Raw genomic sequence first — 22,959 nt, forward strand, 5'->3', positions numbered from 1 at the left:
GATTTTCCATGTGGCGTGCGCTGGCACAGGCCCGAGGAGTTTCCCTCCGAGGGCCTGTGGTGAAGCCGCGCGAGATCTTCCTGAACAAGATGAAAGAATGGCTCGTCAGCGCGTGCTCTGACGGTGGACGACCGCAGGGAGTCGGTTGGGGAGGGTGTGGCATGCGAGGTCGCGAAGCGACCTCGGTGGCAAGCGGCAACGCCGCTAGCAGGCGGTGCGGGTGCGGTTATTTGGTGTCGGAAGTTGCTACCTCAGAGAAAACAAACCAACCACTCCCTGCACAACGGTGCGAGGAGTCAAAAGCAGGAAAATCCCGTTGTCAGAATCGTTCCCGAAGTGCGGATACCGTCTTTCCACCGATTCCATCAACCTCGCGCAGTTCGGAATCCGAAGCGGAGCTAATCCCGTCCAGACTGCCGAACCGGCGGAACAGCTTTCGCCGCGTCTCCGGCCCGATGCCGCGAACGCCGTCCAGTTCGGTCGAAATGTTGTCGCGGAGGGTCTGGTGGTACTGCACCGCAAATCGATGGGCTTCGTCGCGCACCCGCTGGAGGACGTGCAACTGCGGGGCGTCGCTCGGCCAGTCGAAGGCTCGGGTCGGCGTGACGACGATTTCCTTGGCCTTCGCCAACCCGACGGCGGGCACGTCCCACCCGACCTCGTCGAGCGCGTCGCGCGCCGCGTCCAACTGTCCCTTCCCGCCATCGATGAGCAACAAATCGGGGTTCGGTCGCTCGTCACGCCCTTCGAGTGCCCGTTTCGCGCGCCAGCGAATCAGGGCACGCATGTTGTCGTAATCGTCGTTCTTTTCGCTCAGTTTCTTCCGCCGATAGTCCGATTTCTCGGGCGACCCACCAGCGAAGACGACGTTGCTACCGACGACGGACGACCCCTGCGCGTGGCTCACGTCGAACCCCTCGATTCGCTCGATTGCGGACATCGAGAGTTCGTCGGCCAAGGCTCGCAGTTCGTCGGGCGCGTTCGCACCCCGGCGGGCGTTTTTCAGCGCCAAATCGACGAGGGTTGCCTCGCGGCCCGCGCCCGGAACACGAACGGCAACGCTTTCGGCTTTCAACCAGTCCAATACGTCCGAATCGTCGGGGCGCTCCGAGAGCAGAAGGGCGTCCGGAAGGTCGCGCTCGGCGTAAAATTGCGGGATGAAGCCGCCGAGCACCGCGGCCACGTCGTCGCCGTGCGGCACGGAAAGCGTGTGTCGGTCGCGGTCGACCAGCTGCCCGCGTTCGCTGTGCAGTCGGGCGACGGTCGCCTGTTCGCCCTCGACAGAGGCGCCGAGCACGTCCACGATTCGCTCGTCAGTCCGCGAGGAAATCGCATCGGCGTCGCCGCCGTGGAACGACTCGACCGCTTCGAGTCTGTCGCGGAGGTTGGCCGCGCGCTCGAACTCGCGGCCTTGTGCGGCGTCCTCCATCTCCCGGTGCAGGGGACTCACCAGTACGTCCGTTTCGCCGCTCAAGAATCGTTCGACGCTTTCGACGTCGGCGAGATACGCCTCACGCCCGATTTCGTTCGTGCAGGGCGCGGTACAGAGGCCGATGTCGTAATCGAGACACGGCCGGTCGCGGTTGGCGAACTTGTAATCGGAACAGCCCCGAATTCCGTAGGTCTCCCGGAGCGCCTTGACGACGGTTTCGACGTGGGACTTGTTCGTGAACGGGCCGAAAACGGTCGCACCCTCGCGATCCGGGTCGCGGGTGATCTCGATTTGCGGAAACTCGTGGCCCGTCACCTGTACGAGCGGATACGATTTGTCGTCTTTCAGCCGAACGTTGTACCGCGGTTGGTAGCGTTTGATGAGGTTCGCTTCCAACAAGAGCGCCTGGGTTTCCGTGTCGGTTACCGCGAAATCGAGCGCGTCGGCGCGTTCGACCATCCGACCGATTCGATTGCTTCTCGGATCCGCGTATGACCGAACCCGTGCTCGAAGATCCACCGCTTTGCCGACGTACCGGACGGTGTCGCCCTCCAAAAACTGATACACTCCGGGTTCACGGGGAAGTTCCGTCGCGCGCTCTCTGACCGTCGCGGCGTCCATTGCTTTCGGCTAGTCGGTGCGGGAGTTTGAACCTGTCCCTATCGGGGGTCGTTTCTCGTCTCTCGATTGCCGATACTACCCTTTACGTTGCCCTTCGGTGGCGCCTGGAATGCTAGCACGCCACTAAATACATTTCAATACCGATACAATATTTGTCGCGTTCGACCAATCGTTTTTATTCAGCGGGTAACGATAGTGGGGGTAGAACATGGCTAATCGCACGAACGAGATAGTATCGATTCCGAACCGAACTGGATGGACTGACGTCCATCGATAATCGCATCTATGATTTCAATCTCTAAACGCCGCCTTCGAGCGCTGTTTGCCGCCCTCCTCGCACTATCGGTCGTGACGGTCGGCTACGGAGTCGCGACATCGTGGACGGAGACGACGTTCGAATCCCATATCGACGGAAACGACGTGAATCGAGACGTGAAAGTAGCGCCCGAAACAGATGGCATCACGGTCATCGCCACGGACTCCAACTCCTGGCGCGGACAGGCCAGCGAAGGACCACGGGCGAGGGCCGAACTCGTCGCGCTCAATCCGAACGGAACAGTGAGGTATTACAACGACACACACACCCGCTATTGGGACGTTGACCCGGTGCCGGGAACCTCCGCGACGGTCGAGTACTCCTACGCCGACCATCTCAGTGGGGACGAGTGTCCGGGTGCCGACGAGTGGAACGCGAGCGACTACGGCGTCAGCCAAGAGACGTGGGACACCTACTACGAAACCCACGGCGACGTAAACGCCTGTACGTACAACGGCGTCGAGCGCGTGAACCTTACGACCGGCGAAGTTCAACAGGTGTGGGGTCAGCCAACGCCCGGAAAGGAGGCGACGCGATACCACGACGTTGACCGGATCAACGAGACGCATCTCGTCGTCGCCGACATCTACCTCGATGGGGTGTTCGTCATGAACACCGAGTCCGACCAAATCGAGTGGCGCTGGAACGCCTCCGACGACTTCGACACACAGAAAACCGGTGGATCGTTCCCCAAGGATTGGTCACACATCAACGACGTCGAAGTCCTCGATGACGGGCGTATTACGGTGAGCATCCGTAATTTGGACCGCGTCGTGTTCCTGTCCCCGGACGACCATTCCGCTATCAAGCAACAGTCCCTCGGCGAGGAGGATAACTACGACATCCTCTACGAGCAACACAACCCCGACTACATCAACGAATCCAACGGCGGCCCGGCCGACATCGTCGCCGACAGCGAGAACAACCGCGTCATCGAATATCAGCGAAACGGCGACGGAAAGTGGGAGCAAACGTGGATATGGCGGGACGGACGAATGCAGTGGCCGCGGGACGCAGACCGGCTTCCGAACGGTCATACGCTCATCGGAGATTCGAACGGCAATCGCGTCTTCGAAGTCGATGAGAACGGCAAGGTCGTTTGGCAGCTCAATATCGCGTTCCCCTACGAAGTGGAACGGCTCGGAACCGGCGACGAATCCACGAACGGCCCGAGTGCCCAGTCCGCGAACGTCGCTTCCCGCACCGGAAACGTTGGGGACCAGTTCTGGATTGCAGTGAAGGGCTTCATTCCGGGTAAATACCTGAACGGGTTGATGTACATCACCCCGGTCTGGATGGGTGTTCCCGAAGTGTTCGCCATCGCGCTCGGCTTCGTCGTTGCCCTCGTGTGGGGCGGCATCGAAGCGGGCTGGTACGTGAGTCGACGCCGAGAGACATTGGCGGAGCGTTCCGACGAACAGTCCACGGACTGAGTCGACGACTGATTCCGTGTTTCAATCGATTTTCGACGCAATTTTTGCGCCAGAATTCACTCCCGTTTGTCGCGTTTACTGCTGGATTTCTTCCCGTCCGAGTACGGAACGAATCCGGCGGGCCGCGTCTTCGGCCTCTTCGCCAGCGACGGGAACGTAAATCGGCTCGCGGCCAGCGCGCTCGATAACCAGTTCCTCGGATCGAGTGGTGAAGTACAGTCCGCCGAACGTGAGTGCGGCGAACAACAGCACACCGCCGATTAGCAGTAGTGCATCCGTGAGAACGCCAAACATAATCGCCATGGACGAAATCATTTGTCCGATGCCGCCGACGATTTGTCCGTCCGATGTCTCCGTGCTGCCGAGTTCCGTGAGAATGCCGCTGCTGTTCAACAGGTAGCCCCCGCCGAGTAGAATGATTCCGTAGACGACGCTCCGGATAGTCCACGAGAGATAGCCATTTTGGCCGGTCGGCTGGACGCTTGCATTGAGGACGTTGGGCCGGTCTGCGTGGTCGAACCGTCTTCCACCACCCTCCGGCATGAACGCGAGGACGCGATGACTCGTTACAGCGATTCGCGCGCCTTCGAGTTCGATTTCTTCTTCGATTTCTTCGCCCGCGAACAGCATATCCAACAGACGGTCATCGGACGCCTGGGATAGCGGGGACTGTCGCATCGTTTATCGGGACTATCACTGAGTTAAATAAGGTTGCGGCTGTGCCCCTCGCCAGATACAAACCGAAGACGAGTGAAGATTTGGCCATGACCGACGTGCGCGTCTGGCTCGTGGAGCGAACGTACAGCGACCGCGACCTGTTGACGCTGGTGTACGCGACACCCGACGGCGAACGATACCTGCAAAAAGAGCTGGCGGGCCGACTCGGCGGCGAGACGACTGCCGCAATCGATGTCGAAGAGGAGCGGCTCGCGCAAGTGGCCGACGAGGCCGTTCGGGAGCGATACGCGGCCGAAACGGAACGAATGATGGAGAAACACGACCCGGGAGATATGGTGTGACATAGAACAGTAACGTTTTATGTCCGTTGCTGCAACCCGGAACCATGACCGCCATTCGACTCGACGGTGTGACCAAACGATACGGGACAGTCACCGCCGTCAACGACCTCTCGCTCGAAGTAAAGGAGGGAGAGGTGTTCGGTTTTCTCGGGCCGAACGGAGCGGGAAAATCGACGACTATCAATCTCATCCTCGACTTCATTCGGCCGACGGAGGGCACCGTCGAAGTCCTCGGACGGGACGCACAGGAGGAGAGCGTCGCCGTCCGCGAACGAACCGGCGTCCTGCCGGAAGGCTTCTCGGTGTACAATCGTCTGACGGGGAGACAGCACATCGAGTTCGCCATCGAATCGAAGGAGACGAACGACGACCCGGACGAACTCCTCGACAGAGTCGGGCTTTCGGCGGACGACGCCGCCCGAAAGGCGGGCGGGTACTCGAAAGGAATGGCCCAGCGACTCGCCTTCGCTATGGCACTCGTCGGCGACCCAGACCTGCTCATTTTGGACGAGCCATCGACCGGACTCGACCCGAAAGGCGCGCGCGAAATGCGCGAAATCGTCCGGCGGGAGAAAAACCGCGGCGCGACGATATTTTTCTCCAGCCACATTCTCGGACAGGTCGAAGCCGTCTGTGACCGCGTCGGAATCCTGCGCGACGGCGAACTCGTCGCGGAGGACTCCATCGAGGGGCTTCGCGAGACCGTCGGCGGCGACACGACACTCGTCATCGATACGACCTCGCTGCCGTCGGACGCCGTCGAAGAGGTTCGTAAAATCGACGGCGTAACTGGCGTCAACCGGGACGGAAACACCCTGTTCGTCACCTGCGAGACGAACGTCAAAACGACGGTCATCGCCACGCTGGAGAACGCGGGTGCCGACATCGAGGACTTCGACACCGAGGAGGCCTCGCTGGAAGACCTCTTCATGACCTACACGGAAGCCGAGGTGAAAGCATGACGTGGCAGGCAGTCGCCCGGAAGGATTTCCACGATTCGCTCCGGTCGCGGTGGCTGTGGGTGCTGTCGGCGATTTTCGTTGGCCTCTTCGTCGGCAGCGCGTATTTCGTCGGGAAGGGTCTCGGCAACACGAACCAAAACGCCAGCACCGATGCGTTCATCGGCTTGCTCGGTGGCAGGGTCGTCGCGATCCTCGTGCCGCTTATCGCGCTCGTCGTCGCCTACAGCGCCATCATCGGCGAACGGGAGTCGGGAACGATGAAGCTCATGCTGTCGCTTCCCCACTCCCGACAGGATGTCGTCGTCGGCAAACTGCTCGGACGGAGCGGTGTCATCGCTGTGCCGATTCTCCTCGGCATGGTGGCCTCTGCAATCGTGCTCGTATTCTACGGCATTTCTCTCAAAATCGTGAGTTACATCCTGTTCACGATTCTGACGGTTGCGCTCGGCGTGACGTTCGTCAGCCTCGCCATCGGGATTTCGTCCGCCACGTCCACGAATCGCCGCGCGATGGTCGCCTCCGTTGCGTTGTACGTCGTGTTCACGCAACTGTGGACCTACATCCGCAGGGTCGTCCTCGTGATGAACGATAAACTCTCGCTCGGCTTGGGGAACATAGAAATCGTGAAGTACGGCTTGTTCGTCAAATACTTCAACCCGGTTCGTGCCTACGAATCGTTGGCCGCGGCCCTGTACATGAATTCGACACTCGGAGCGCGACTGTACGGTGCGGGACGACTCGGCCCGGTTATCGAACAGCAAATGGGCACGGTACCGTTCTATCTCTCCAACGCCGTCGTGATGGCGCAGTTCCTGCTTTGGTTGCTCATCCCCGTCGCGGTCGGCTATCTGCTTTTCGACCGAGCGGACCTGTGACCACCGAATTCGTGTCCCAAAACGCCGTTTCGTTTTGAACCGACATGGAAGCAGCACGGAGCATTGACCGTCCCTGCCGGGAATGTTTCGACAGACCATGACCCTCCTCCACGAAATCGGATTCCACCTCGGTGCTATTTTTCTGACGATGGTTTCGTTTCGGGTGTACTACGATGGATTGGAACGGCTGTCGAACCTGGAAGCAGGGCTGTGGGCCGTCGCGGTACTGCTGACTGCGCTCTGGCGTCGCTCGCCTTCGACTCGCTCCTGCTGGCGGCCGCCGTGGTTGCGATAGTGGCCCTGCTGTATGCCTTCCGGAGTCATCGATTTGCGCGGTCGTCACCCTGAACGGTTTTGACTACCGTTCCCGTTCGACGCCGTTCCCTTCCAACACGTCCCAGAATTCGTCCTCTTCGAGCACCGGGACGCCTCGCTCCTCGGCGTCGTCGCGTTTCGTCTGTCCCGGATTGTCGCCGACGACGAGGTAGTCAGTATTGCCGGACACGCTTCCCGTGGCGTTCGCGCCGTGTGCTTCGACGAAGTCCGAAATCTCGGAGCGCGATTGGGAGAGCGACCCGGTGAACACAAAGGTTAGTCCGGCGAGTTCGTCGCCGCCCGCCGTCTCCTCGCGGTCCGGTTCGACGTGAGACAGGAGTTCGTGGACGACGTCGCGGTTGCGCTCGGAGTCAAAAAACTCCCGAATTTGGTCGGCGACGACCGGCCCGATGTCGGGAACCGATTCGAATTCGTCACGGGAGGCGTCCATCAACGCGTCCATCGACCCGAATTCGCGGGCCAACGCTCGCGCCGTCTCAAAGCCGACGCGAGGAATCCCGATGGCCGAAACGAAATTCGCGAGTGGGGGCTGTCTCGAATCTTCGATTTCGCCGAGGAGATTTTCCGCACTCCTCTCACCCCACCCATCGAGTTCGAGCAGGTCGTCGGCGTCGAGTTCGTAGAGGTCGGGCAGTGATTCGATGAGGTCGCCGTCGATGAGTTGTTCGACGCGCTCCTCGCCCAAGCCCTCGATGTCGAGTCCGCCGTCGCTCGCGTAGTAGGCGACGGCGCGACGGAGTTGGGCGTCACAGGCGAGGCCGCCGGTGCAGAACGCGATCGGGCCGTCGCGCTCGACAGGACTGTCACAGACCGGGCAGTGGTCGGGAAACTCGTAGTGCCCCTCGCCCCCCTTTTCCACGACTTCCGAAACGTACGGAATCACGTCGCCCGCCCGCTGTACTCGCACTTCGTCGCCGATATTGACGTTCTTTTCCGCGATTTCTTCCGGATTATGCAGGCTGGCGCGCGAGACGGTGACGCCGCCAACGTCAACCGGTTCGAGTAGGGCAACTGGGGTCAGTCGCCCCGTCCGTCCGACCTGGAGTATCACGTCGGTAATTTCGGTCACTTCCTCGCGCGCCGGGAACTTGTAGGCGTAGGCCCATCGGTACGAGCGCGCGGTGGTTCCGAGTTCGTCGCACGCGCTTCGGTCGTTCACCTTGATGACGACCCCGTCGATTTCGTAGTTTAGATCCTCACGTTCTGCCATCAGGTCGTCGCGGTAGGCAATTGCGTCCCCGATGTCCTCAACGAGTTCCGTTCGGCCGACCACCTTCAGGCCGTAGGTCGGCAGGGCTTCGTACTCCGCCCAGTGAGTCGGGAACTCCTCGCTCGCGTCCAGCACGTCGTAGAAGAAACAGTCCAGCGGGCGTTCTGCGGTCACTGACGGGTCGAGTTGCCGGAGTGACCCGGCAGCGGCGTTCCGTGGATTGGCGAACGGGTCGTCGCCCTCCTCGACTCGCTCGCGGTTGAACGCCTGGAAGGCGTCCCGGGGCATATACACTTCGCCGCGAACCGCGAGGAAATCGGGGTAGTCGCCGCGGAGATGGTGGGGAATACTCGAAATCGTGCGTACGTTTTCGGTTACGTCGTCTCCCTCCCGTCCATCGCCGCGGGTCGCGGCGCGGACGTACTCACCGTCTTCGTAGACGACTTCGAGCGACAGGCCGTCGAACTTCGGGTCGCAGACGTATTCGACATCATCTACCTTCCGTCGGATACGGTCGTCGAAGGCGCGCACGTCGTCCGCCTCGCCGCTGGAGTCGATTGAGAGCATGGACGTGACGTGCTTGATGGTTTCCAGTTCGTCCACGGGTTCGCCGCCGACCCGGCGAGTCGGACTGTCGTCCGTCCGGATGTCGAAGGCGTCCTCGAGTTCCTGCAAGCGCGTAAAGAGCGCGTCGTAGGTTCGGTCGGCGATGATAGGGTCGTTTTCGACGTAGTAGCGATAGTCGTGGTGTCGAATCGCGTCCCGGAGGAGTTCGGCCTGTTCATGTGCGCTTTCATCGCTCAGTGCTTCGACCGAGTCGAAATCGGTCTGTGGGTCTTCGACGTAGGGATTTTCGTCCGCACTCACCTCAGCCATTGTCTGGGGATTGTTCGGCGTCGGGTAAAATAGTTCAGCAACCGGGCAGCGAGATGCCTGCAATAGCAGCCTGAATTTTTTCCACGATTGCGGTCGGTTTCCGGATTATGATGAACTACAGCGTTCATGAACCGGAGTTCGACGACACGACGGATGACGACTGGAGCGCCCCGCAGGAAAACGACTTCGACACGGACGACCTTTCGGAAATCGCGAGCCATTTCGTGCTCTCCGCCTCGGGATTCGACAGCCCGGACACGTACGACGACCTCAAACTCCCCGTCGTGGGGGCAGATGGACGGTTGAACGAGAATGCCGTCCAAACCGCCTACAGCGGCGGCCATAGCGTCGAAGCGGTCGAGGATATCGACGACGACACCAAACAGGACGCGAAGAACGTACTCAAATCGTTGGCGGACGAGTTTGACGACCTCGATTTGACCGACTGAACTACGCGGTTTCCAACAGGACACGTGCGAGCATCAGGGCAACCGGAACCCCCGCGGTGAGCACCGAGTTTCGAAACGAGAGGTCGTGGGTGTGTCGCAGTCCGAACGACCAAATCGCACCTTGCCAGACGATGGCGAGCGTACTGATGAGAAACGGGAGTTTGGAAGACAGTTCCGGTTCGTACGCAAACGACGTCAGCAGATGCGAGAAGATAAGCGGAAGAAACCCCCACGCGGCCACCTTGACCGTCGTACCGAACGATTCTCCACCGTCGAAGATTGAGGACGCGAGAACGTGGAGAATACTCGCATAGATGCCAAGCAGAAGCAGGTTCCAGACGAACGCAATCGGTATGTTAAAGAGGAGTGTGACGACCGTCATTATCGCTGAATAAGTTTCAGATTGCTCGGGAGCACCTGCGATGACGGATGCGGCCGATACAGCGGATGCGAAACTAGCGACCACGACCATGATTGCGGGCGGAATCGAGGAGAGTGGTGTTCGCTCCCTGAAATAGCGATTTGGATCGTAGAAAAACTCAAGCATGCCGAAAATTTGGCAGTAATGTCACATTAACGTATCTGCTGAAACGAAAACGACTTTCAACGTACCGTTACTCGCCTGACGTATGAGCGACGATTTTCCAGGTGTCCGCTATTCGACTGCAACACTGGACTGGGCGTGCGAGAAACACGACGCACTCGGCGAACATCGACGAATCGATGCTGAGCGACTGCGGAATCGGTTGATTTCGCGCCTCTTGTCACGGTTGCTGAAGCGAGTGTTCGCTCCCCTTCAGTAGTGAGTCTACAGCAGTTCGCCGACGTTTTCGATGGCGTTTCGACAGAACGGACAACGATAGTTAGTAGAGAACCCACTGGATTGGGCGACCGTCTTTGTCTCCAGTTCGTGGAATGCGATGTTCCGACGACAGTCCGGACAGGGTACTTTTGACACGATTGTTCCTTACTACCGGAGATACTTAAATCGCAGGTGGCAGAATAATTATATAATTTTACATCATCGCGCTTTTTTCTATATCAGTCCGAAGCTACAGCTACAAACCCGTATCAGATGCACTAATTCTAGAATGATTACAACAGATATGACTACAGAGTGACCCGTCACGCTACTCTTCGAAAGTGAACGTTCCGCCCCGCTGAACGACTTCGCCGTCGACTTCTATCCGCGAATCCTCGCTCATGTCGACGATCATATCGACGTGAACTGCGCTCTCGTTTTGCTCCTGTTCTTCGGGAACGCAGATGTCGTACGCCATGCCGACCGCGAGGTGGACGGTGTCGCCCATCTTCTCGTCGAAAAGCATGTTGTAGGAGAACTGGTCGATGTCGCGGTTCATCCCGATACCGAGTTCGCCGAGTCGGCGCGCACCCTCGTCCGTGTCGAGGACGCCCGCGAGCACTTCCTCGTTCTTTTCGGCACTGAAATCGACGACCTCGCCCTCCTCAAATTCGAGCCACACGCCTTCCACGATGTGACCCTGATGGACGAGCGGTTTGTCGAACAGCACTTCGCCCTCGACGGAGTCGGGTACCGGCGCGGTGAACACCTCGCCGCCCGGGAGGTTGTTCTTTCCGTGGTCGTTGATGGTTTTCATGTCCATCACGGACATGCTGAGGTCGGTGGTGTCGCCCGAGACGATGCGCACTTCGTTCGCGCCGTCGAGGGTTTCGACCATCTGCTGCTGGAACTTGCGCTGTTCGTCCCAGTCTTTGTTCATCGCGCCGTAGACGAACGCTTCGTACGTGTCGGTGCTCATCTCGGCCAACTGCGCGCTTCCCGGCGAGGGATGCTGTGTGAGACACCATGGCATCGAGAGGATTTCCTCCTGTACCGGTTGGTAGGCTTGATTGTACGCCGCGTGCGTCTCCGCGTCCACGTCGCTCATGTCGGAGGCGTTTTCGTGTGCTCTGACGTGGACGACCGCGTCCGCGGCCTCGAACAATGCTCGTTCGTGTTCCGGGGTGTCGAGGTCATCGGGGGAAATCGACTTGAGAAATGCGGCGCGTTTTCGATCCCGTCGTCCGGCGGTGACGAGCGGGAATGCGCCGCGCTCGCCGAGCAGCTCCGACAGTGCAATCGCGAGGTCGTCGGCGACCGACGGAACGCGAAGCACGACGTTGTCGCCCGCCTCGATATCGAGCGAATGATCAACGATGATTTCGGCGTGTTTCCGAATCCGTGAATCCATGATGATGGATTTCATGGATGCCGGAAACCGCTTTCGATACGCCACCCCGGAACGGCGTCGCCTACCCTCGATTATTTGTCCACTGCCACGGAAGGGGCGCACATGATAGATCTGCGGAGCGACACAGTAACGAAGCCGAGCGACGAGATGCGCGAATCCGCCCACGAGGCCGACGTCGGCGACGACGTGTACGGCGAAGACCCGACGGTCAACGAATTGGAAACGCGCGCCGCCGAGTTGATGGGGATGGAATCAGCCCTTTACGTTCCGACGGGGACGATGGGCAACCAAATCGCCGCGCGCGTCCACACCGACCGCGGGCAGGAAATCCTCGTTGAACGCGAGAGCCACATCTACAAATGGGAACTCGGCGGACTGGCACAGCACGCAGGCCTACAGGTTCGAACGCTTGACGGTGGCGAGCGAGGGATTCCGACGCCCGAACAGGTACAGTCGGGTTACGTCGAGGAAGACGCACACAGACCGGGAACCGGCCTTCTGAGTCTCGAAAACACACACAACAGCAAGGGTGGCGTCGCCATCTCCCCCGAGAAAATCGACGCGGCGGCGGAGGCGGCCCACGACCTCGACGTTCCCGTTCACCTGGACGGTGCGCGAGTGTGCAACGCCGCCGTCGCACACGACGTGTCGCCCGCCCGATTTACCGACGAGGTCGATTCCGTGATGTTCTGTCTCTCGAAAGGTCTCGGCGCACCGGTCGGGTCGATGCTCGCCGGGAGCGAAGGCTTCATCGCGCGCGCTCGGCGCACGCGAAAGCTGTTCGGCGGCGGAATGCGGCAGGTCGGCGTGTTGGCCGGGCCGGGACTGTTGGCGCTCGACAACGTCTCCCGACTCGCGGACGACCACGAAAACGCTCGCGTCCTCGCCGAGGGGTTGGCCGACGCCGACGGTCTCGCGGTACAATCGCCGGAGACGAATATCGTCCTCGTGAACACGGAAGAGGCGGGACTGACGGCCGACCAGTTCCTGACTGCGTGCGAAGAGATGGACGTTCTCGGGACACAGTTCGATACCCACGTCGCTCGGTTTTGTACGCACTGGGATGTGAATCGAGAAGACGTGAAAACCGCGGCTGAGAGCGTTCGAAACGCGCTCTGAGCGGAACCTGACCGGTAGGACATCACAGCATCCAGAAAGCATTTGATTAATCGATCGGTCAGAGCGGTATGCAAACGACGGACGCCCTCTTGCTCGGAATCCTGTTGGTGTTGTTCGACGGAATCGCGATTCTTGATGACGTACTCCTCCCTTCCGAATGGGCGGTCGGCACGCTGTGGCTTGGGCTCTTCGTCGGTGTCGATGGCGCGGTGTTCGATCAGTTCGGGCCGACGGAGTCGTAGTCGGGATTATCGCTGGCCTTTCTGCACGCCTTCCTGAAAGCCAGTCATCGTCCGACGGATGAACAAGTAGATGAAGAAGACGAAGGCGAGCATCGCGACGAGTAGACCGACGAACACGGGGTCGCCGAGGAAGTCTCCGATGATTCCGAGTGGTTGCATACTCGTGCCTATCAGTTCACGAACCAAATTCGTTTCGCCGTGCTAGTGACAAAGTTGATTGACGAGCGGTTTCATATGCATAAATATGGCAGACCTCTTGCCCTCCAGCACGGACGTGGAACCCCCGACGGGTGGCAACCCGCGGGTACTCGGCGTCGATAGCGACGACGCCGACGATTTGCTCGGGGCACTCTCGTCAGGGACGGCCCGAAGCCTCCTCTCCGCGCTTCACGAACAACCCGCGACTGCGTCCGAACTGAGTGACGAAGTGGACACCTCGCTTCAGAACGCCCAATATCACCTCCAGAAGTTAGAAGACGCCGAACTCATTTCTCCGGTCGATACCATCTACTCGGAAAAAGGCAGAGAAATGAAAGTGTATGCACCGACGGACGGCCCACTTATCCTCTTTGCCGGGCGTGAAGATCAGGCAACGGGACTCAAGGACGCTCTCTCCCGCGTCCTCGGTGTTTCCGTCCTACTCGGCGTCGTCAGTGCCGCGATTCAGTACGCGGTCACGGAAGGAATAGTGGGAATCGGTGGGCAAGCGGCCGAGAAGAGCACCGATTCGAGCGGCGGAATAAGTATCGCATCGAACGAGGGGGCACAGGTTTCCCAGGATGCAGCGAGTACTGTAGCGACGACGGTTCCGCCGGGCGTGCTGTTCTTTGCGGGCGGAGCGCTCGTCCTCGCACTCGGCGCTATCTGGTTGTATTACGTTCGAGATTGATGCGAATTTCCCATGTGGAATGGATAACTAAAACGCTTTTTTGAGCTTACCAAGGGTACATTATGTCGTAGTGCATACTATGAAATGGAACCGCCCTGCTTCGGCCCTCCGCCAACGCCATCAGCTTTCCACCACCCCTCCAACGGGAAACTCCTGAACGAGTTTCCCGTTCCGCCTGTAAATCGCACCACCGAAGTCTTCCTCTTGCGGTTCCAATTCGATGTGTGTCGGGAGTCCGCCTCGTGGCCTTGCGTGACTCCCGGGATTCATCAACAGTACTTCGCCAGTGTCTTCTGCGAGATGTCTGTGTGAGTGACCGAAAACGACCACGTCAGCGTCTCGTTCCCGTCCGAACAGTTCCAGTCCCGTGCTTCCGCCTCGTCGTCGATGTGTCAGTGCGAACCGAACCCCGTTCTCCTCGAAGGTTCGAACTTCCGGGAGTCTGTCGAGCACTCCCGGAGTCGCATTGTTGCCGTGAACCGCGACGAGTCGATTGCTCTCCGACTCGAACGCATCGAGCGCAGCCTCGGTCGTGAAATCGCCCGCGTGCACGACGAGGTCGGCCGCACGGACTGCATTGAGGGTTCGTCCCGAGAGTTCGTGCCCCGTCTCGCTGTGCGTGTCGGAGACGATAGTTATCATATTCCGGTGTTGGCATCGAATCGACTTCCTTGTTCCGTCGTAAGGACTTTGACACCTCCGTGACGCTATTCGAGTAATGGCGAGTAGCAAATCCGTCGTGATTGCCGCCCTCATCGCGAACGGGGCAATTGCCGTGTTGAAGTTTATCGGGTATCTCCTCACTCTGAGTCCGGCGATGCTCTCCGAGACGTATCACTCCATTTCCGACACTGGAAACCAGGTATTCCTCCTCATCGGCATTCGGTACAGTGGACGTGAGGCGACGAGAGGCCACCCCTTCGGCTACGGCAAGGCACAGTTTTTCTACAGCTTTCTGGTTAGCGTCCTCCTCTTCGGTATCGCCGGGTGGGAGAGCGCGAAACACGGGTATAACGCGTTGATGAACCCACACGTCGAACACGCCAAGCCAGTCCACCTTCTTGGACAAACGTTCGACCCAGTGTATGTCAACTACGCCGTCCTCATCGGTGCCATCCTCTTCGAAAGCTACGCGTTCATCAAGGCATACAAGGCGATGAAAATCGAAATCAACCGTCGCGACTGGAGCGGCTTTCGGGAAGCCTTCCGCAAGACCAGCGACGTGACGACGTTGACGGCGCTCACCGAGGACACCATCGCTCTCGGCGGTGCCGGAATCGCGCTACTCGGCGTCTACCTCTCCCGAGCAACTGGGAACCCGATGTACGACGCGGCGTCCGCCCTCCTCATCGGCCTCATGCTGATGGGATTTGCCATCGCGCTCGCGTGGGAGAACAAGCGTCTTCTCCTCGGCGAGAGTCTCCCAGAAGAAGAGGAAAACGATCTCCGCACGATGCTCAAAAAATCGGAGGGCGTCACGGAGATTATCGACTTCCGAACCGTCTACTTCGGTTCTGGGAAGGTCATCATTACCGCAGACGTGGCCTTCGACCCGGAACTCGACACGGGTGAAATAGACGATCGAATCACCCAAATCGAAAACGAGATGTTCGACGCGAACGACCACGTGAAGAAGGTGTACATCGAACCCGAAGTACAGGAGGAGACGGCGTCGCAGCCCGTCGTTTAGAGTTTGGTTTTGGGTTTTCTTTTAGAATGCGGTATCGACTGGGAGGAACTCACGTCTGCATATCAGACCCGGCACAATCTCGCGTAGGCAAGCCTTTTTGAACCAAGCCGCGAATATCCCGTATCGTGTCGACGACGAACGAGTACATGCGGTTCTTCCCCTACGAGTCGCCCTACGACAATCAACAGGAGGCGATGGACCGCATCTACAACGGGCTGGCGCGCGGACAGGACGTGGTCTTCGAAGGCGCGTGCGGGACGGGAAAGACGCTTTCGTCGCTCGTCCCAGCGCTGGAATACGCCCGCGAGGAGGACAAGACGGTGGTCATCACGACTAACGTCCACCAGCAGATGCGCCAGTTCGTCACCGAAGCGCGCGAGATAAACCGAAACGAATCCCTGCGCGCCGTCGTCTTTCGCGGCAAAGGGTCGATGTGCCACATCGACGTGGATTATCAGGAATGTCAGGTGCTTCGGGACAACACCTACGAAGTCGTCGATAAGGAACGCGACAAGCAGGAACTCGAACAGCGCCAGCGCGAACTGCTCGAAGTGATGCAGGATGGCGACAAAACCGCCGCGGAAGCCCGCAGTGCGGTGATGGACGAACTCGACCAGATACAAGATGAAGTCGAGAATCTGCGCGAAGCGAACGTCTGTGACTACTACTACAACAACCTCACCGAGGATACTGGCGAGTTCTACCAGTGGCTCTACAAGGACGTTCGGACGCCCGACGACATCTACGAGTACGCCGAAGAACAGGGGATGTGTGGCTACGAACTGCTGAAAGACGGAATGGAGGGCGTCGATTTGGTCGTCTGCAACTATCACCATCTGCTCGACCCGATGATACGCGAGCAGTTCTTCCGGTGGTTGGGCCGCGACCCGGAGGAGGTTATAACCATCTTCGATGAAGCGCACAACATCGAGGGGACGGCCCGCGACCACGCCTCCCGGTCGCTGACCGAGAACACCCTCGACAGCGCGCTGGACGAGTTGCAGGAGAGCGACGACTTCCGCAGCGAGACGGGGTTCAACGTGCTCGCCGCGTTCCAACGCGCACTGAAAAACACCTACGAGGACTCCTTCGGCTTCGGCGAACGCGAAGCAGTCGGCGAGAACTGGCAGGACGTAGCAGTTGCGAACGAGAACAAACGCGACGACCTCACCCTGAATTTCCTCCAGGAATATACCGGAAAGGGAATCGACGACGAACTGGACGACGCGCTGAGCCTCGCCAAGGAACTCGACCAGCAGTACGAGGAAGCGTACAAGGAAGGGGACGCGAAAACCCGGCAGGAATGCCAGACGCTCCAAGCCGCGAGTTTCGTCAAATCCTACATGGACGAAGGGGCCGAACTCAGCCAGTACCCCGTCGTCGGAGTTCGGCGCGACGACGGCACCGACGAGGTGTACGGGAGAGCAGAACTATACACCTGCATCCCGCGCGAAGTGACGAAAGATCTCTTCGACGAGGTGTACGCGACGGTGCTGATGAGCGCAACCCTTCGCCCCTTCGACGTGCTATCGGACGTGCTCGGGTTGACGGAACCAGTGACGCTCGCCTACGGTCTCCAGTTTCCGGAAGAAAACCGCCGAACGTTCGCCGTCGAATCGCCCGCGCTGTTCGCTAGCGAGCGAAGCGAACGGGAGACCCAAGAAACCATCGCGGACGTGCTGACCGACACGGTCAAATTCACCGCCGGAAACACAATCGTCTTCTTCCCGAGCTACAGCGAGGCCGAACGCTACCGTGACCTCGTGCGAAACCGAATCGACGGACAACTGTATTTCGACGAGGCGGGTACGCCGGTCGAAGAACTCCGGCAGCAGTTCACGACCGACGACGGCGGCGTCCTCTTTACCTCGCTCTGGGGGACGCTGGCGGAAGGCGTCAGTTTCGACGGCGACGACGCTCGAACCGTGGTTGTCGTCGGGGTACCGTATCCGCATTTGAACGACCGAATGGACGCCGTGCAGGACGCTTACGACAGAGTGTTCGCCGACCGCTCCGGGAGAAACTCTGGCTGGGAGTACGCCGTCGAAATTCCGACGATTCGGAAGACGCGGCAGGCGCTCGGCCGCGTGATTCGCTCGCCGGAGGATTTCGGCATCAGGGTGCTACTGGACAAACGTTACACCGAAAAGAGCGTGCGAGAAATGGGCAAGTACAGCGTCCGAGAGACGTTCCCGTCTGAAGAACGGGATGAAATGTTGGATATCACCCCCGAAAAGCTCAAATTCGCCATGCTGAACTTCTTCAATGATAAGGACGCGTGGGACGGCGAACCGCCGAAACCGCAGTGAATCGGGGTTGGTCGCGGTAATTCACGCAGGAAGCGAAATCGTCGCGGTCGGTTCCTCGTAAGTCGCATCCCAAAGTTGGAGTCGCGTGACGTTCCACGTAATCGGATCGATGTCGTGTTCCGTGAGTTGCTGAGCTACATCCGGATTTCCGCCACGAGCGAGCGTCACGTGCGGGACATAGTCGTCGCCCTCGATGTCCTCGATGCGGTCGAACTCGGCGATCAGTTCGCGATGGAGTTCGTGTAGGCCGGGGCTTTCGACGGTGAGGTAGACGACGGGGCCATCTCCGCGTGCCGGATTTTCGAAACAGTCGATTTCTGAAATTCGGGCTTCAAATGCAGGAGACCCGACGAGCGTGGTTCGAACCTGCATTTCGAGACGGTCGTAGTCGTCGCGGTTGCCGAATCGCTTGACGACTAAGGTGTGCTGGTCGCGCACGCTGTCGAACTGGAAAAGCGACGGCCGCAGTTGCTCGGCGAGTCGGGCGACCTCGCCGGGAACGGGAACGTTGAGGCTGTACACTATCTGATTCGAGAAAGGGGAAGGATATGAGGGTGGCGTTCGTCGTCAGTCATTTCCGGACGAACCGTCCAAAGCACGGGTAGTCCAGTTTTCGGTGCCGATATCGACCCAGACAGTCCAGTTGGAAAGTGAAATGGCCGATTCGTTTGCCGGTGGCTGATTCACAGCCACCTCCCCGTCTGCGATAAGTCGTCCATTTCCGCTTTCCTCAAAGCCCTGAACCGAGAGATACGCGACATCGCCCGGTTTGAGTGGTTTCGAAAGTTCGACATCGCCGTATGGCCGGGTCGAGCGGTTGGAGGGGTCGAACAGGGAGAATACGACGGTTGTGCCCGCCGGAACGACTGCACCACCTTCGTGTTCGATAGCGATGATATCGGATTCGGAGTGCACGGTTATCCGTGGCACGTTGCTAACCCAGTCCGGTTTCTGCGGTGGTGATTCCACCGCCGAATACCGATACGAGAAATCGACCGAAACGGCTCGGCTACCGCTCGTTTGGAGCGACCCGGAGAGTTCGTGAATCAGCCCCCGCTCGTCCACGAAGACGGTTGCGGAGAGGGATTGGGTGTCGGGAAGTTCGGTGTGGCTACTCGCTCGGTAGCGATACAATCTGGTTCCGTTTCGAACCGTCGTTCCGTCCCACGTGAAATCCGAACTCGAGAGGATTCGTTTCATCTGGGAGTCGTTCTCGATGTCCTCTCGAATCGGATACGAGATGTTGGTCATAGAGCGATATCGGTTCTCCTCCTTCTCTCTCGAAATTTTCATCATCGTAGTGTAATTCGCCACGTAGCCTTCGTACGAACCCCGAAAACCGACGTAATCGGGGAGGTCACCCTGCTGGTTAACGCGGGTTCGTTCCTCTCCAACGTGCGCGACGAGGGTCGAGTTTGCCCATTCCTTCGAACCAACACTATGATTCGGGCGAATCCGAACCTCCTTTCGATAATTCATTCCAGCCAAAGCGGACTCATGAGCGGAGAGCAGTCGTTCCGCGTCGAATATCCACTGTGTGTTCGCGCCGGGGGGCGGATTCAGATTGGTTTGTGAGTCCGTCTTCGGCTCCGGTGACTGCTCCAACCACGGGATGTAGTCGGCACACCCAGATGTGACGATGAGGAGGGCGAGCAGGAGGGCAGGGAGTCGTCGCATTCTACATCGTTTCTGATGACAGGTGATAAATTATAGCCAACAGAAACGAATCGCTGGCAACCCTTGCCGCGCCGAAAGGCTTTATACGAATCACGCGAGAACAGTCTCGTAATGTCGTGGACTCGCGCCACCGGGGTCGCCCCTGCCGTGAGCGACGAGTCCGCCTTCACCTCCTTCTGCGTGCGACGGCGGCCGGGGCTTTTCTAGTCCCAATAATACCTATTCCACCCCGACCCGACGTTCGTTCAACGCGAATCCACACGCTATTAATTTGCCTATAGTCCATTTTGCAACTTTATTTCTAAAATTTTTGAGAAGAATTTAAGTGGGTGGAGTCCCTGGCATCGTTCACAATGAAATCCGTTGCACTCGCCTTCTCGGGCGGTCTCGACACCACAGTATGCGTCCCACTCCTCGAAAAGGAGTACGACTACGACGAGGTCATCGGCGTCACCGTAGACGTAGGACAACCAGAAGAGGAATTCGCGGAAGCGGAGGAAACCGCGGAAGCACTCAATCTCGAACACTACGTCGTGGACGCGAAGGACGCGTTCGCGGAACAGTGCCTCGACGCGGTGAAAGCCAACGCGACGTATCAGGGCTATCCGCTCGGGACAGCACTCGCACGTCCGGTAATCGCCGAGGCGATTCTGGATGTCGCGAAGGAGAACGATTGTGACGGCATCGCGCACGGTTGTACCGGGAAAGGGAACGACCAGTTGCGCTTCGAGGCGGTCTGGCGCGCTTCCGACTTGGAAGTCATCGCACCAGTGCGTGAACTCGGCCTGACTCGCAAGTGGGAGATGGAGTACGCCGACGACCACGACCTGCCAGTCGAGGGCGGCAACGAGGGCGTCTGGAGCATCGACACGAACCTCTGGAGTCGTTCCGTCGAAGGCGGCAATCTGGAAGACCCCGGCTACGTCCCGCCGGAGGAAATCTACGAATGGACCGAAAAACCAGGTACGGAAACCGAGCTCGTCGAAATCGAGTTCGAGAACGGCAAACCCGTCGCAATCGACGGCGAATCCTACGACGCAGTTGAACTTATCGAGTATCTGAACGAACTCGCGGGCAAACACGGCGTCGGTCGCACCGACCTCATGGAAGACCGTATGCTTGGCCTGAAAGTGCGCGAGAACTACGAACATCCCGCGGCGACGACCCTCCTCAACGCACACGAGGCCCTCGAAGGACTGGTGCTGACGAAAGAGGAGCGCTCGTCTAAGACGGGTATCGACCAGCAGTGGTCCGAAAAAGCCTACGAGGGACTGCTTTCCGCACCGCTCGTGGACGCCCTCGACGGCTTCATCGACACGACGCAGGAGAAGGTCACCGGTACGGTAACGGTCAAGTTCGAAGGCGGACAGGCCCGTCCGGTCGCCCGCGAAAGCGAATACGCGGTGTACTCCGAGGACGCCGCCTCGTTCAACACCGAAACCGTCGGCAAAATCGAGCAGGCCGACGCGACTGGCGTCGCGAAATACCACGGCTATCAGTCCCGCCTCGCGAATAATGAGTGAGCACGGGAGCGGAATCGGCGGCGACGGGGATGTCGTCCGCGGCGACCGCTTCAGCGGCGGTCCCGCCCGCGGATTTCTCTCGTCGCTATCCGCCGACGAACGCATCTTCGCGGCAGACCTCACGGTAGACCGCGCCCACGTCGTGATGCTCGCGGAACAGGGCATCATCGAGGACGAAACGGCGGGTGAGATTCTCACGGCGCTAAACGTGGTCGAAGTCGATGGCCACGGGTCGCTTCCCGACGGCGAGGACGTGCACGCCGCAATCGAGACGTCGGTCGTCCAGAAGGTCGGTGCCGACGGCGGCAAGATGCACACCGCCAGAAGCAGGAACGACGAGGTTGCGACATGCATCCGCTACCGCCTCCGCGAGGACGTTTTGGACGTTCTGGATGCGACCCTCGCGCTCCGCAAAGCACTGCTCGAAGTCGCCGAATCGCACGCGGATACGGTGATGCCGGGGTACACGCATCTCCAACCCGCCCAACCGACCACGGTCGGCCACTTCCTCGCGTCCTACGAGCAGGCGATTGCGCGCGACACGGCTCGCCTGCTTGATGCGTACGGGAGGGTGAACCAGTGCCCTCTCGGCGCTGCGGCGTTCGCGGGAACGCCGTTCGACGTGAACCGCGAGCGCGTAGCAAAACTGCTCGGATTCGATGCGGTTCTCGGAAATTCGATGGACGCGGTATCCACCCGCGATTTCCTCGTGGAGACGATATCCGCGCTGGCCAACCTCGCCACGACCCTCTCCGGAATCGCGGAAGATCTCGTTGTCTACTCGAATCGCGGGTTCGTGGAACTGTCGGACGATTATTCGTCAACGTCGTCAATCATGCCCCAGAAGAAGAACCCCGACACCCTCGAATTGGTTCGTGCGGTGGCGGGCGATGCCCACGCCGGATTGTCAGGCTTGCTTTCGACGCTCAAAGGACTTCCACGCGCATACAACCGCGACCTTCAGCGCGCGACACCCCACGCGTGGGACGCCACCGACGCCGTGATCGACGCAGTCGAGGTCACGGCGGGCGCGGTGGCGACCGCGACGTGGAACGAAGACGTGCTGGCCGAAGCGTCCGAGGAGGGCTTTTCCACCGCAACAGGAGTTGCCGACCTGCTGGCGATGTGCGGCGTCCCGTTCCGCACGGCACACGAACTGGTTGCGACGGCGGGAGAGGCAAACTACGACGCGCTCGATTCCGCCGCGAAGGACGTACTCGACGCACCACTCGCCGAATACGTACCTCGTGAGGAGGTCGAGTCCGCACTCGACCCCGAAACGAGCGTCGTGATGCGCGATTCGCACGGCGGCCCTGCCGATGATGTGATGGTCGAAGGGTTGAGCGACGCCGAGGCGACGCTCGTCGTCCACGAAGAGACAGTCGCCGAACTCGCCGAATCGCTTGATGCAGCGAACGAACTGCTCCAGACAGAGGTGAACGACTATGTCTAAACTACCGCGACCCCTCCGGGGGCAACTTATTTGATCACAAATTCGAACCGCGAAATTCGCCTCCTCACGCCGTGAGACGGTAGTCTGACCTTTTTATTCATAATTAATAACGACGGATTTAAGTCCGATAGTGCGATATGGGAGAGTACAATGGCAGAATGCGTTGAGTGTGGGGCGGACGTACCCCTGCACGACGATCTGGAATCGGGCGAAATCATCGACTGTGCAACCTGCGGTGTCGAACTAGAAGTCATCGACGTGAACCCGCCAGTCCTCGACCGGGCACCCGAGCTCGAAGAGGACTGGGGGGAGTAA

At 59.4% G+C, this 22,959-nt stretch carries 25 protein-coding genes; 15 read left to right on the plus strand and 10 right to left on the minus strand.

The features are described 5' to 3' along the window. Window positions 1-319: 319 nt before the first annotated feature. Entirely contained in the window at window positions 320-2,053 is a 1,734-nt protein-coding gene (locus ACN2TU_RS11945) for an excinuclease ABC subunit C (protein WP_435155577.1), read from the minus strand. A gap of 285 nt (window positions 2,054-2,338) precedes the next feature. Here ACN2TU_RS11945 and ACN2TU_RS11950 point away from each other — a divergent pair, with 285 nt between their 5' ends. Beyond that, window positions 2,339-3,802 carry an arylsulfotransferase family protein gene (locus tag ACN2TU_RS11950; RefSeq protein WP_435155579.1) on the plus strand — a complete coding sequence of 488 codons (1,464 nt, stop codon included), beginning with the start codon at window positions 2,339-2,341 and terminating at the stop codon, window positions 3,800-3,802. 75 nt (window positions 3,803-3,877) lie between these two features. Here the strand turns inward: ACN2TU_RS11950 and ACN2TU_RS11955 are convergent, their stop codons facing one another. Next, a complete protein-coding gene (locus tag ACN2TU_RS11955) occupies window positions 3,878-4,480 on the minus strand; it encodes a hypothetical protein (RefSeq protein WP_435155581.1) in 603 nt (200 codons plus the stop codon). Window positions 4,481-4,566: 86 nt separating this feature from the next. Here ACN2TU_RS11955 and ACN2TU_RS11960 point away from each other — a divergent pair, with 86 nt between their 5' ends. The 4 genes from ACN2TU_RS11960 (at window position 4,567) to ACN2TU_RS11975 (ending at window position 6,953) form a co-directional block, all read left to right on the plus strand. Next, window positions 4,567-4,821: a DUF7967 family protein gene (locus ACN2TU_RS11960; RefSeq protein ID WP_435155582.1), complete on the plus strand. Its 255-nt coding sequence runs from the start codon at window positions 4,567-4,569 to the stop codon at window positions 4,819-4,821. A gap of 44 nt (window positions 4,822-4,865) precedes the next feature. Next, entirely contained in the window at window positions 4,866-5,783 is a 918-nt protein-coding gene (locus tag ACN2TU_RS11965) for an ABC transporter ATP-binding protein (RefSeq protein ID WP_435155583.1), read from the plus strand. Beyond that, the gene (locus ACN2TU_RS11970; RefSeq protein ID WP_435155584.1) at window positions 5,780-6,658 is read left to right on the plus strand and encodes an ABC transporter permease; all 879 of its coding nucleotides are present in this window, start codon (window positions 5,780-5,782) and stop codon (window positions 6,656-6,658) included. Before ACN2TU_RS11965 ends, ACN2TU_RS11970 begins: the two co-directional genes overlap by 4 nt. A gap of 97 nt (window positions 6,659-6,755) precedes the next feature. After that, window positions 6,756-6,953, plus strand: a complete 198-nt coding sequence (locus ACN2TU_RS11975; protein WP_435155586.1) for a hypothetical protein — start codon at window positions 6,756-6,758, stop codon at window positions 6,951-6,953. Window positions 6,954-7,016: 63 nt separating this feature from the next. Here the strand turns inward: ACN2TU_RS11975 and ligA are convergent, their stop codons facing one another. Beyond that, complete coding sequence (gene ligA / locus ACN2TU_RS11980) at window positions 7,017-9,080, minus strand: NAD-dependent DNA ligase LigA (RefSeq protein WP_435155588.1); 2,064 nt, start codon at window positions 9,078-9,080, stop codon at window positions 7,017-7,019. Window positions 9,081-9,187: 107 nt separating this feature from the next. Here ligA and ACN2TU_RS11985 point away from each other — a divergent pair, with 107 nt between their 5' ends. After that, window positions 9,188-9,529: a hypothetical protein gene (locus ACN2TU_RS11985; protein WP_435155589.1), complete on the plus strand. Its 342-nt coding sequence runs from the start codon at window positions 9,188-9,190 to the stop codon at window positions 9,527-9,529. A 1-nt stretch (window position 9,530) separates the two neighbouring features. Here the strand turns inward: ACN2TU_RS11985 and ACN2TU_RS11990 are convergent, their stop codons facing one another. Further along, window positions 9,531-10,076, minus strand: a complete 546-nt coding sequence (locus ACN2TU_RS11990; RefSeq protein WP_435155590.1) for a YIP1 family protein — start codon at window positions 10,074-10,076, stop codon at window positions 9,531-9,533. An 82-nt stretch (window positions 10,077-10,158) separates the two neighbouring features. On the opposite strand from ACN2TU_RS11990, the gene ACN2TU_RS11995 reads away from it, so the two are divergent. Beyond that, window positions 10,159-10,332, plus strand: a complete 174-nt coding sequence (locus ACN2TU_RS11995) for a hypothetical protein (RefSeq protein WP_435155592.1) — start codon at window positions 10,159-10,161, stop codon at window positions 10,330-10,332. 5 nt (window positions 10,333-10,337) lie between these two features. Here ACN2TU_RS11995 and ACN2TU_RS12000 read toward each other — a convergent pair whose 3' ends face one another. Together ACN2TU_RS12000 and ACN2TU_RS12005 are read right to left on the minus strand one after the other, a co-directional pair. Then, on the minus strand, window positions 10,338-10,487 hold the full coding sequence (locus ACN2TU_RS12000; protein WP_435155593.1) for a hypothetical protein: 150 nt from the start codon (window positions 10,485-10,487) through the stop codon (window positions 10,338-10,340). Window positions 10,488-10,659: 172 nt separating this feature from the next. Beyond that, window positions 10,660-11,742 (minus strand): aminopeptidase, encoded by a 1,083-nt coding sequence (locus ACN2TU_RS12005; RefSeq protein WP_435155595.1) that lies wholly within the window; start codon window positions 11,740-11,742, stop codon window positions 10,660-10,662. A 102-nt stretch (window positions 11,743-11,844) separates the two neighbouring features. Here ACN2TU_RS12005 and ACN2TU_RS12010 point away from each other — a divergent pair, with 102 nt between their 5' ends. Beyond that, window positions 11,845-12,861 carry a threonine aldolase family protein gene (locus ACN2TU_RS12010; RefSeq protein WP_435155597.1) on the plus strand — a complete coding sequence of 339 codons (1,017 nt, stop codon included), beginning with the start codon at window positions 11,845-11,847 and terminating at the stop codon, window positions 12,859-12,861. A 68-nt stretch (window positions 12,862-12,929) separates the two neighbouring features. Next, a complete protein-coding gene (locus ACN2TU_RS12015; RefSeq protein ID WP_435155599.1) occupies window positions 12,930-13,103 on the plus strand; it encodes a hypothetical protein in 174 nt (57 codons plus the stop codon). 6 nt (window positions 13,104-13,109) lie between these two features. Here ACN2TU_RS12015 and ACN2TU_RS12020 read toward each other — a convergent pair whose 3' ends face one another. After that, window positions 13,110-13,262 (minus strand): DUF7859 family protein, encoded by a 153-nt coding sequence (locus ACN2TU_RS12020; protein ID WP_435155600.1) that lies wholly within the window; start codon window positions 13,260-13,262, stop codon window positions 13,110-13,112. A gap of 85 nt (window positions 13,263-13,347) precedes the next feature. On the opposite strand from ACN2TU_RS12020, the gene ACN2TU_RS12025 reads away from it, so the two are divergent. Further along, window positions 13,348-13,992, plus strand: a complete 645-nt coding sequence (locus tag ACN2TU_RS12025) for an ArsR/SmtB family transcription factor (protein WP_435155601.1) — start codon at window positions 13,348-13,350, stop codon at window positions 13,990-13,992. A gap of 120 nt (window positions 13,993-14,112) precedes the next feature. Here the strand turns inward: ACN2TU_RS12025 and ACN2TU_RS12030 are convergent, their stop codons facing one another. After that, on the minus strand, window positions 14,113-14,634 hold the full coding sequence (locus ACN2TU_RS12030; protein WP_435155602.1) for a metallophosphoesterase: 522 nt from the start codon (window positions 14,632-14,634) through the stop codon (window positions 14,113-14,115). A gap of 76 nt (window positions 14,635-14,710) precedes the next feature. On the opposite strand from ACN2TU_RS12030, the gene ACN2TU_RS12035 reads away from it, so the two are divergent. Continuing rightward, window positions 14,711-15,682, plus strand: coding sequence for a cation diffusion facilitator family transporter (locus ACN2TU_RS12035; protein ID WP_435155604.1), 972 nt, complete (start codon window positions 14,711-14,713; stop codon window positions 15,680-15,682). 125 nt (window positions 15,683-15,807) lie between these two features. Then, window positions 15,808-17,991 (plus strand): ATP-dependent DNA helicase, encoded by a 2,184-nt coding sequence (locus tag ACN2TU_RS12040; RefSeq protein ID WP_435155605.1) that lies wholly within the window; start codon window positions 15,808-15,810, stop codon window positions 17,989-17,991. A 21-nt stretch (window positions 17,992-18,012) separates the two neighbouring features. Here ACN2TU_RS12040 and ACN2TU_RS12045 read toward each other — a convergent pair whose 3' ends face one another. Both ACN2TU_RS12045 and ACN2TU_RS12050 read right to left on the minus strand, forming a co-directional pair. Then, complete coding sequence (locus ACN2TU_RS12045; RefSeq protein WP_435155607.1) at window positions 18,013-18,513, minus strand: 2'-5' RNA ligase family protein; 501 nt, start codon at window positions 18,511-18,513, stop codon at window positions 18,013-18,015. A gap of 45 nt (window positions 18,514-18,558) precedes the next feature. Beyond that, entirely contained in the window at window positions 18,559-19,668 is a 1,110-nt protein-coding gene (locus ACN2TU_RS12050) for a DUF7537 family lipoprotein (protein ID WP_435155608.1), read from the minus strand. Window positions 19,669-20,021: 353 nt separating this feature from the next. Here ACN2TU_RS12050 and ACN2TU_RS12055 point away from each other — a divergent pair, with 353 nt between their 5' ends. From ACN2TU_RS12055 to lysW, 3 genes are all read left to right on the plus strand, one after another. Beyond that, window positions 20,022-21,191 carry an argininosuccinate synthase gene (locus tag ACN2TU_RS12055; protein ID WP_435155609.1) on the plus strand — a complete coding sequence of 390 codons (1,170 nt, stop codon included), beginning with the start codon at window positions 20,022-20,024 and terminating at the stop codon, window positions 21,189-21,191. Continuing rightward, window positions 21,184-22,644, plus strand: coding sequence for an argininosuccinate lyase (gene argH / locus ACN2TU_RS12060; protein WP_435155611.1), 1,461 nt, complete (start codon window positions 21,184-21,186; stop codon window positions 22,642-22,644). Before ACN2TU_RS12055 ends, argH begins: the two co-directional genes overlap by 8 nt. A gap of 150 nt (window positions 22,645-22,794) precedes the next feature. Beyond that, a complete protein-coding gene (gene lysW, locus ACN2TU_RS12065; protein WP_049969434.1) occupies window positions 22,795-22,959 on the plus strand; it encodes a lysine biosynthesis protein LysW in 165 nt (54 codons plus the stop codon).

This window comes from Haladaptatus marinus (genome assembly GCF_051194195.1).

What these genes read in the sequence shown, in the direction of transcription:
- ACN2TU_RS12010 (WP_435155597.1), top strand. Translation starts at nt 11,845, where the DNA reads ATGATAGATCTGCGGAGCGACACAGTAACGAAGCCGAGCGACGAGATG.
- ligA (WP_435155588.1), bottom strand. Translation starts at nt 9,080, where the DNA reads ATGGCTGAGGTGAGTGCGGACGAAAATCCCTACGTCGAAGACCCACAG.
- ACN2TU_RS11995 (WP_435155592.1), top strand. Translation starts at nt 10,159, where the DNA reads ATGAGCGACGATTTTCCAGGTGTCCGCTATTCGACTGCAACACTGGAC.
- ACN2TU_RS12025 (WP_435155601.1), top strand. Translation starts at nt 13,348, where the DNA reads ATGGCAGACCTCTTGCCCTCCAGCACGGACGTGGAACCCCCGACGGGT.
- ACN2TU_RS12020 (WP_435155600.1), bottom strand. Translation starts at nt 13,262, where the DNA reads ATGCAACCACTCGGAATCATCGGAGACTTCCTCGGCGACCCCGTGTTC.
- argH (WP_435155611.1), top strand. Translation starts at nt 21,184, where the DNA reads ATGAGTGAGCACGGGAGCGGAATCGGCGGCGACGGGGATGTCGTCCGC.
- ACN2TU_RS11945 (WP_435155577.1), bottom strand. Translation starts at nt 2,053, where the DNA reads ATGGACGCCGCGACGGTCAGAGAGCGCGCGACGGAACTTCCCCGTGAA.
- ACN2TU_RS12030 (WP_435155602.1), bottom strand. Translation starts at nt 14,634, where the DNA reads ATGATAACTATCGTCTCCGACACGCACAGCGAGACGGGGCACGAACTC.
- ACN2TU_RS11970 (WP_435155584.1), top strand. Translation starts at nt 5,780, where the DNA reads ATGACGTGGCAGGCAGTCGCCCGGAAGGATTTCCACGATTCGCTCCGG.
- ACN2TU_RS12050 (WP_435155608.1), bottom strand. Translation starts at nt 19,668, where the DNA reads ATGCGACGACTCCCTGCCCTCCTGCTCGCCCTCCTCATCGTCACATCT.
- ACN2TU_RS11965 (WP_435155583.1), top strand. Translation starts at nt 4,866, where the DNA reads ATGACCGCCATTCGACTCGACGGTGTGACCAAACGATACGGGACAGTC.
- ACN2TU_RS12005 (WP_435155595.1), bottom strand. Translation starts at nt 11,742, where the DNA reads ATGGATTCACGGATTCGGAAACACGCCGAAATCATCGTTGATCATTCG.
- ACN2TU_RS11960 (WP_435155582.1), top strand. Translation starts at nt 4,567, where the DNA reads ATGACCGACGTGCGCGTCTGGCTCGTGGAGCGAACGTACAGCGACCGC.
- ACN2TU_RS11985 (WP_435155589.1), top strand. Translation starts at nt 9,188, where the DNA reads ATGATGAACTACAGCGTTCATGAACCGGAGTTCGACGACACGACGGAT.
- ACN2TU_RS11955 (WP_435155581.1), bottom strand. Translation starts at nt 4,480, where the DNA reads ATGCGACAGTCCCCGCTATCCCAGGCGTCCGATGACCGTCTGTTGGAT.
- lysW (WP_049969434.1), top strand. Translation starts at nt 22,795, where the DNA reads ATGGCAGAATGCGTTGAGTGTGGGGCGGACGTACCCCTGCACGACGAT.
- ACN2TU_RS11975 (WP_435155586.1), top strand. Translation starts at nt 6,756, where the DNA reads ATGACCCTCCTCCACGAAATCGGATTCCACCTCGGTGCTATTTTTCTG.
- ACN2TU_RS12015 (WP_435155599.1), top strand. Translation starts at nt 12,930, where the DNA reads ATGCAAACGACGGACGCCCTCTTGCTCGGAATCCTGTTGGTGTTGTTC.
- ACN2TU_RS12055 (WP_435155609.1), top strand. Translation starts at nt 20,022, where the DNA reads ATGAAATCCGTTGCACTCGCCTTCTCGGGCGGTCTCGACACCACAGTA.
- ACN2TU_RS12035 (WP_435155604.1), top strand. Translation starts at nt 14,711, where the DNA reads ATGGCGAGTAGCAAATCCGTCGTGATTGCCGCCCTCATCGCGAACGGG.
- ACN2TU_RS11950 (WP_435155579.1), top strand. Translation starts at nt 2,339, where the DNA reads ATGATTTCAATCTCTAAACGCCGCCTTCGAGCGCTGTTTGCCGCCCTC.
- ACN2TU_RS11990 (WP_435155590.1), bottom strand. Translation starts at nt 10,076, where the DNA reads ATGCTTGAGTTTTTCTACGATCCAAATCGCTATTTCAGGGAGCGAACA.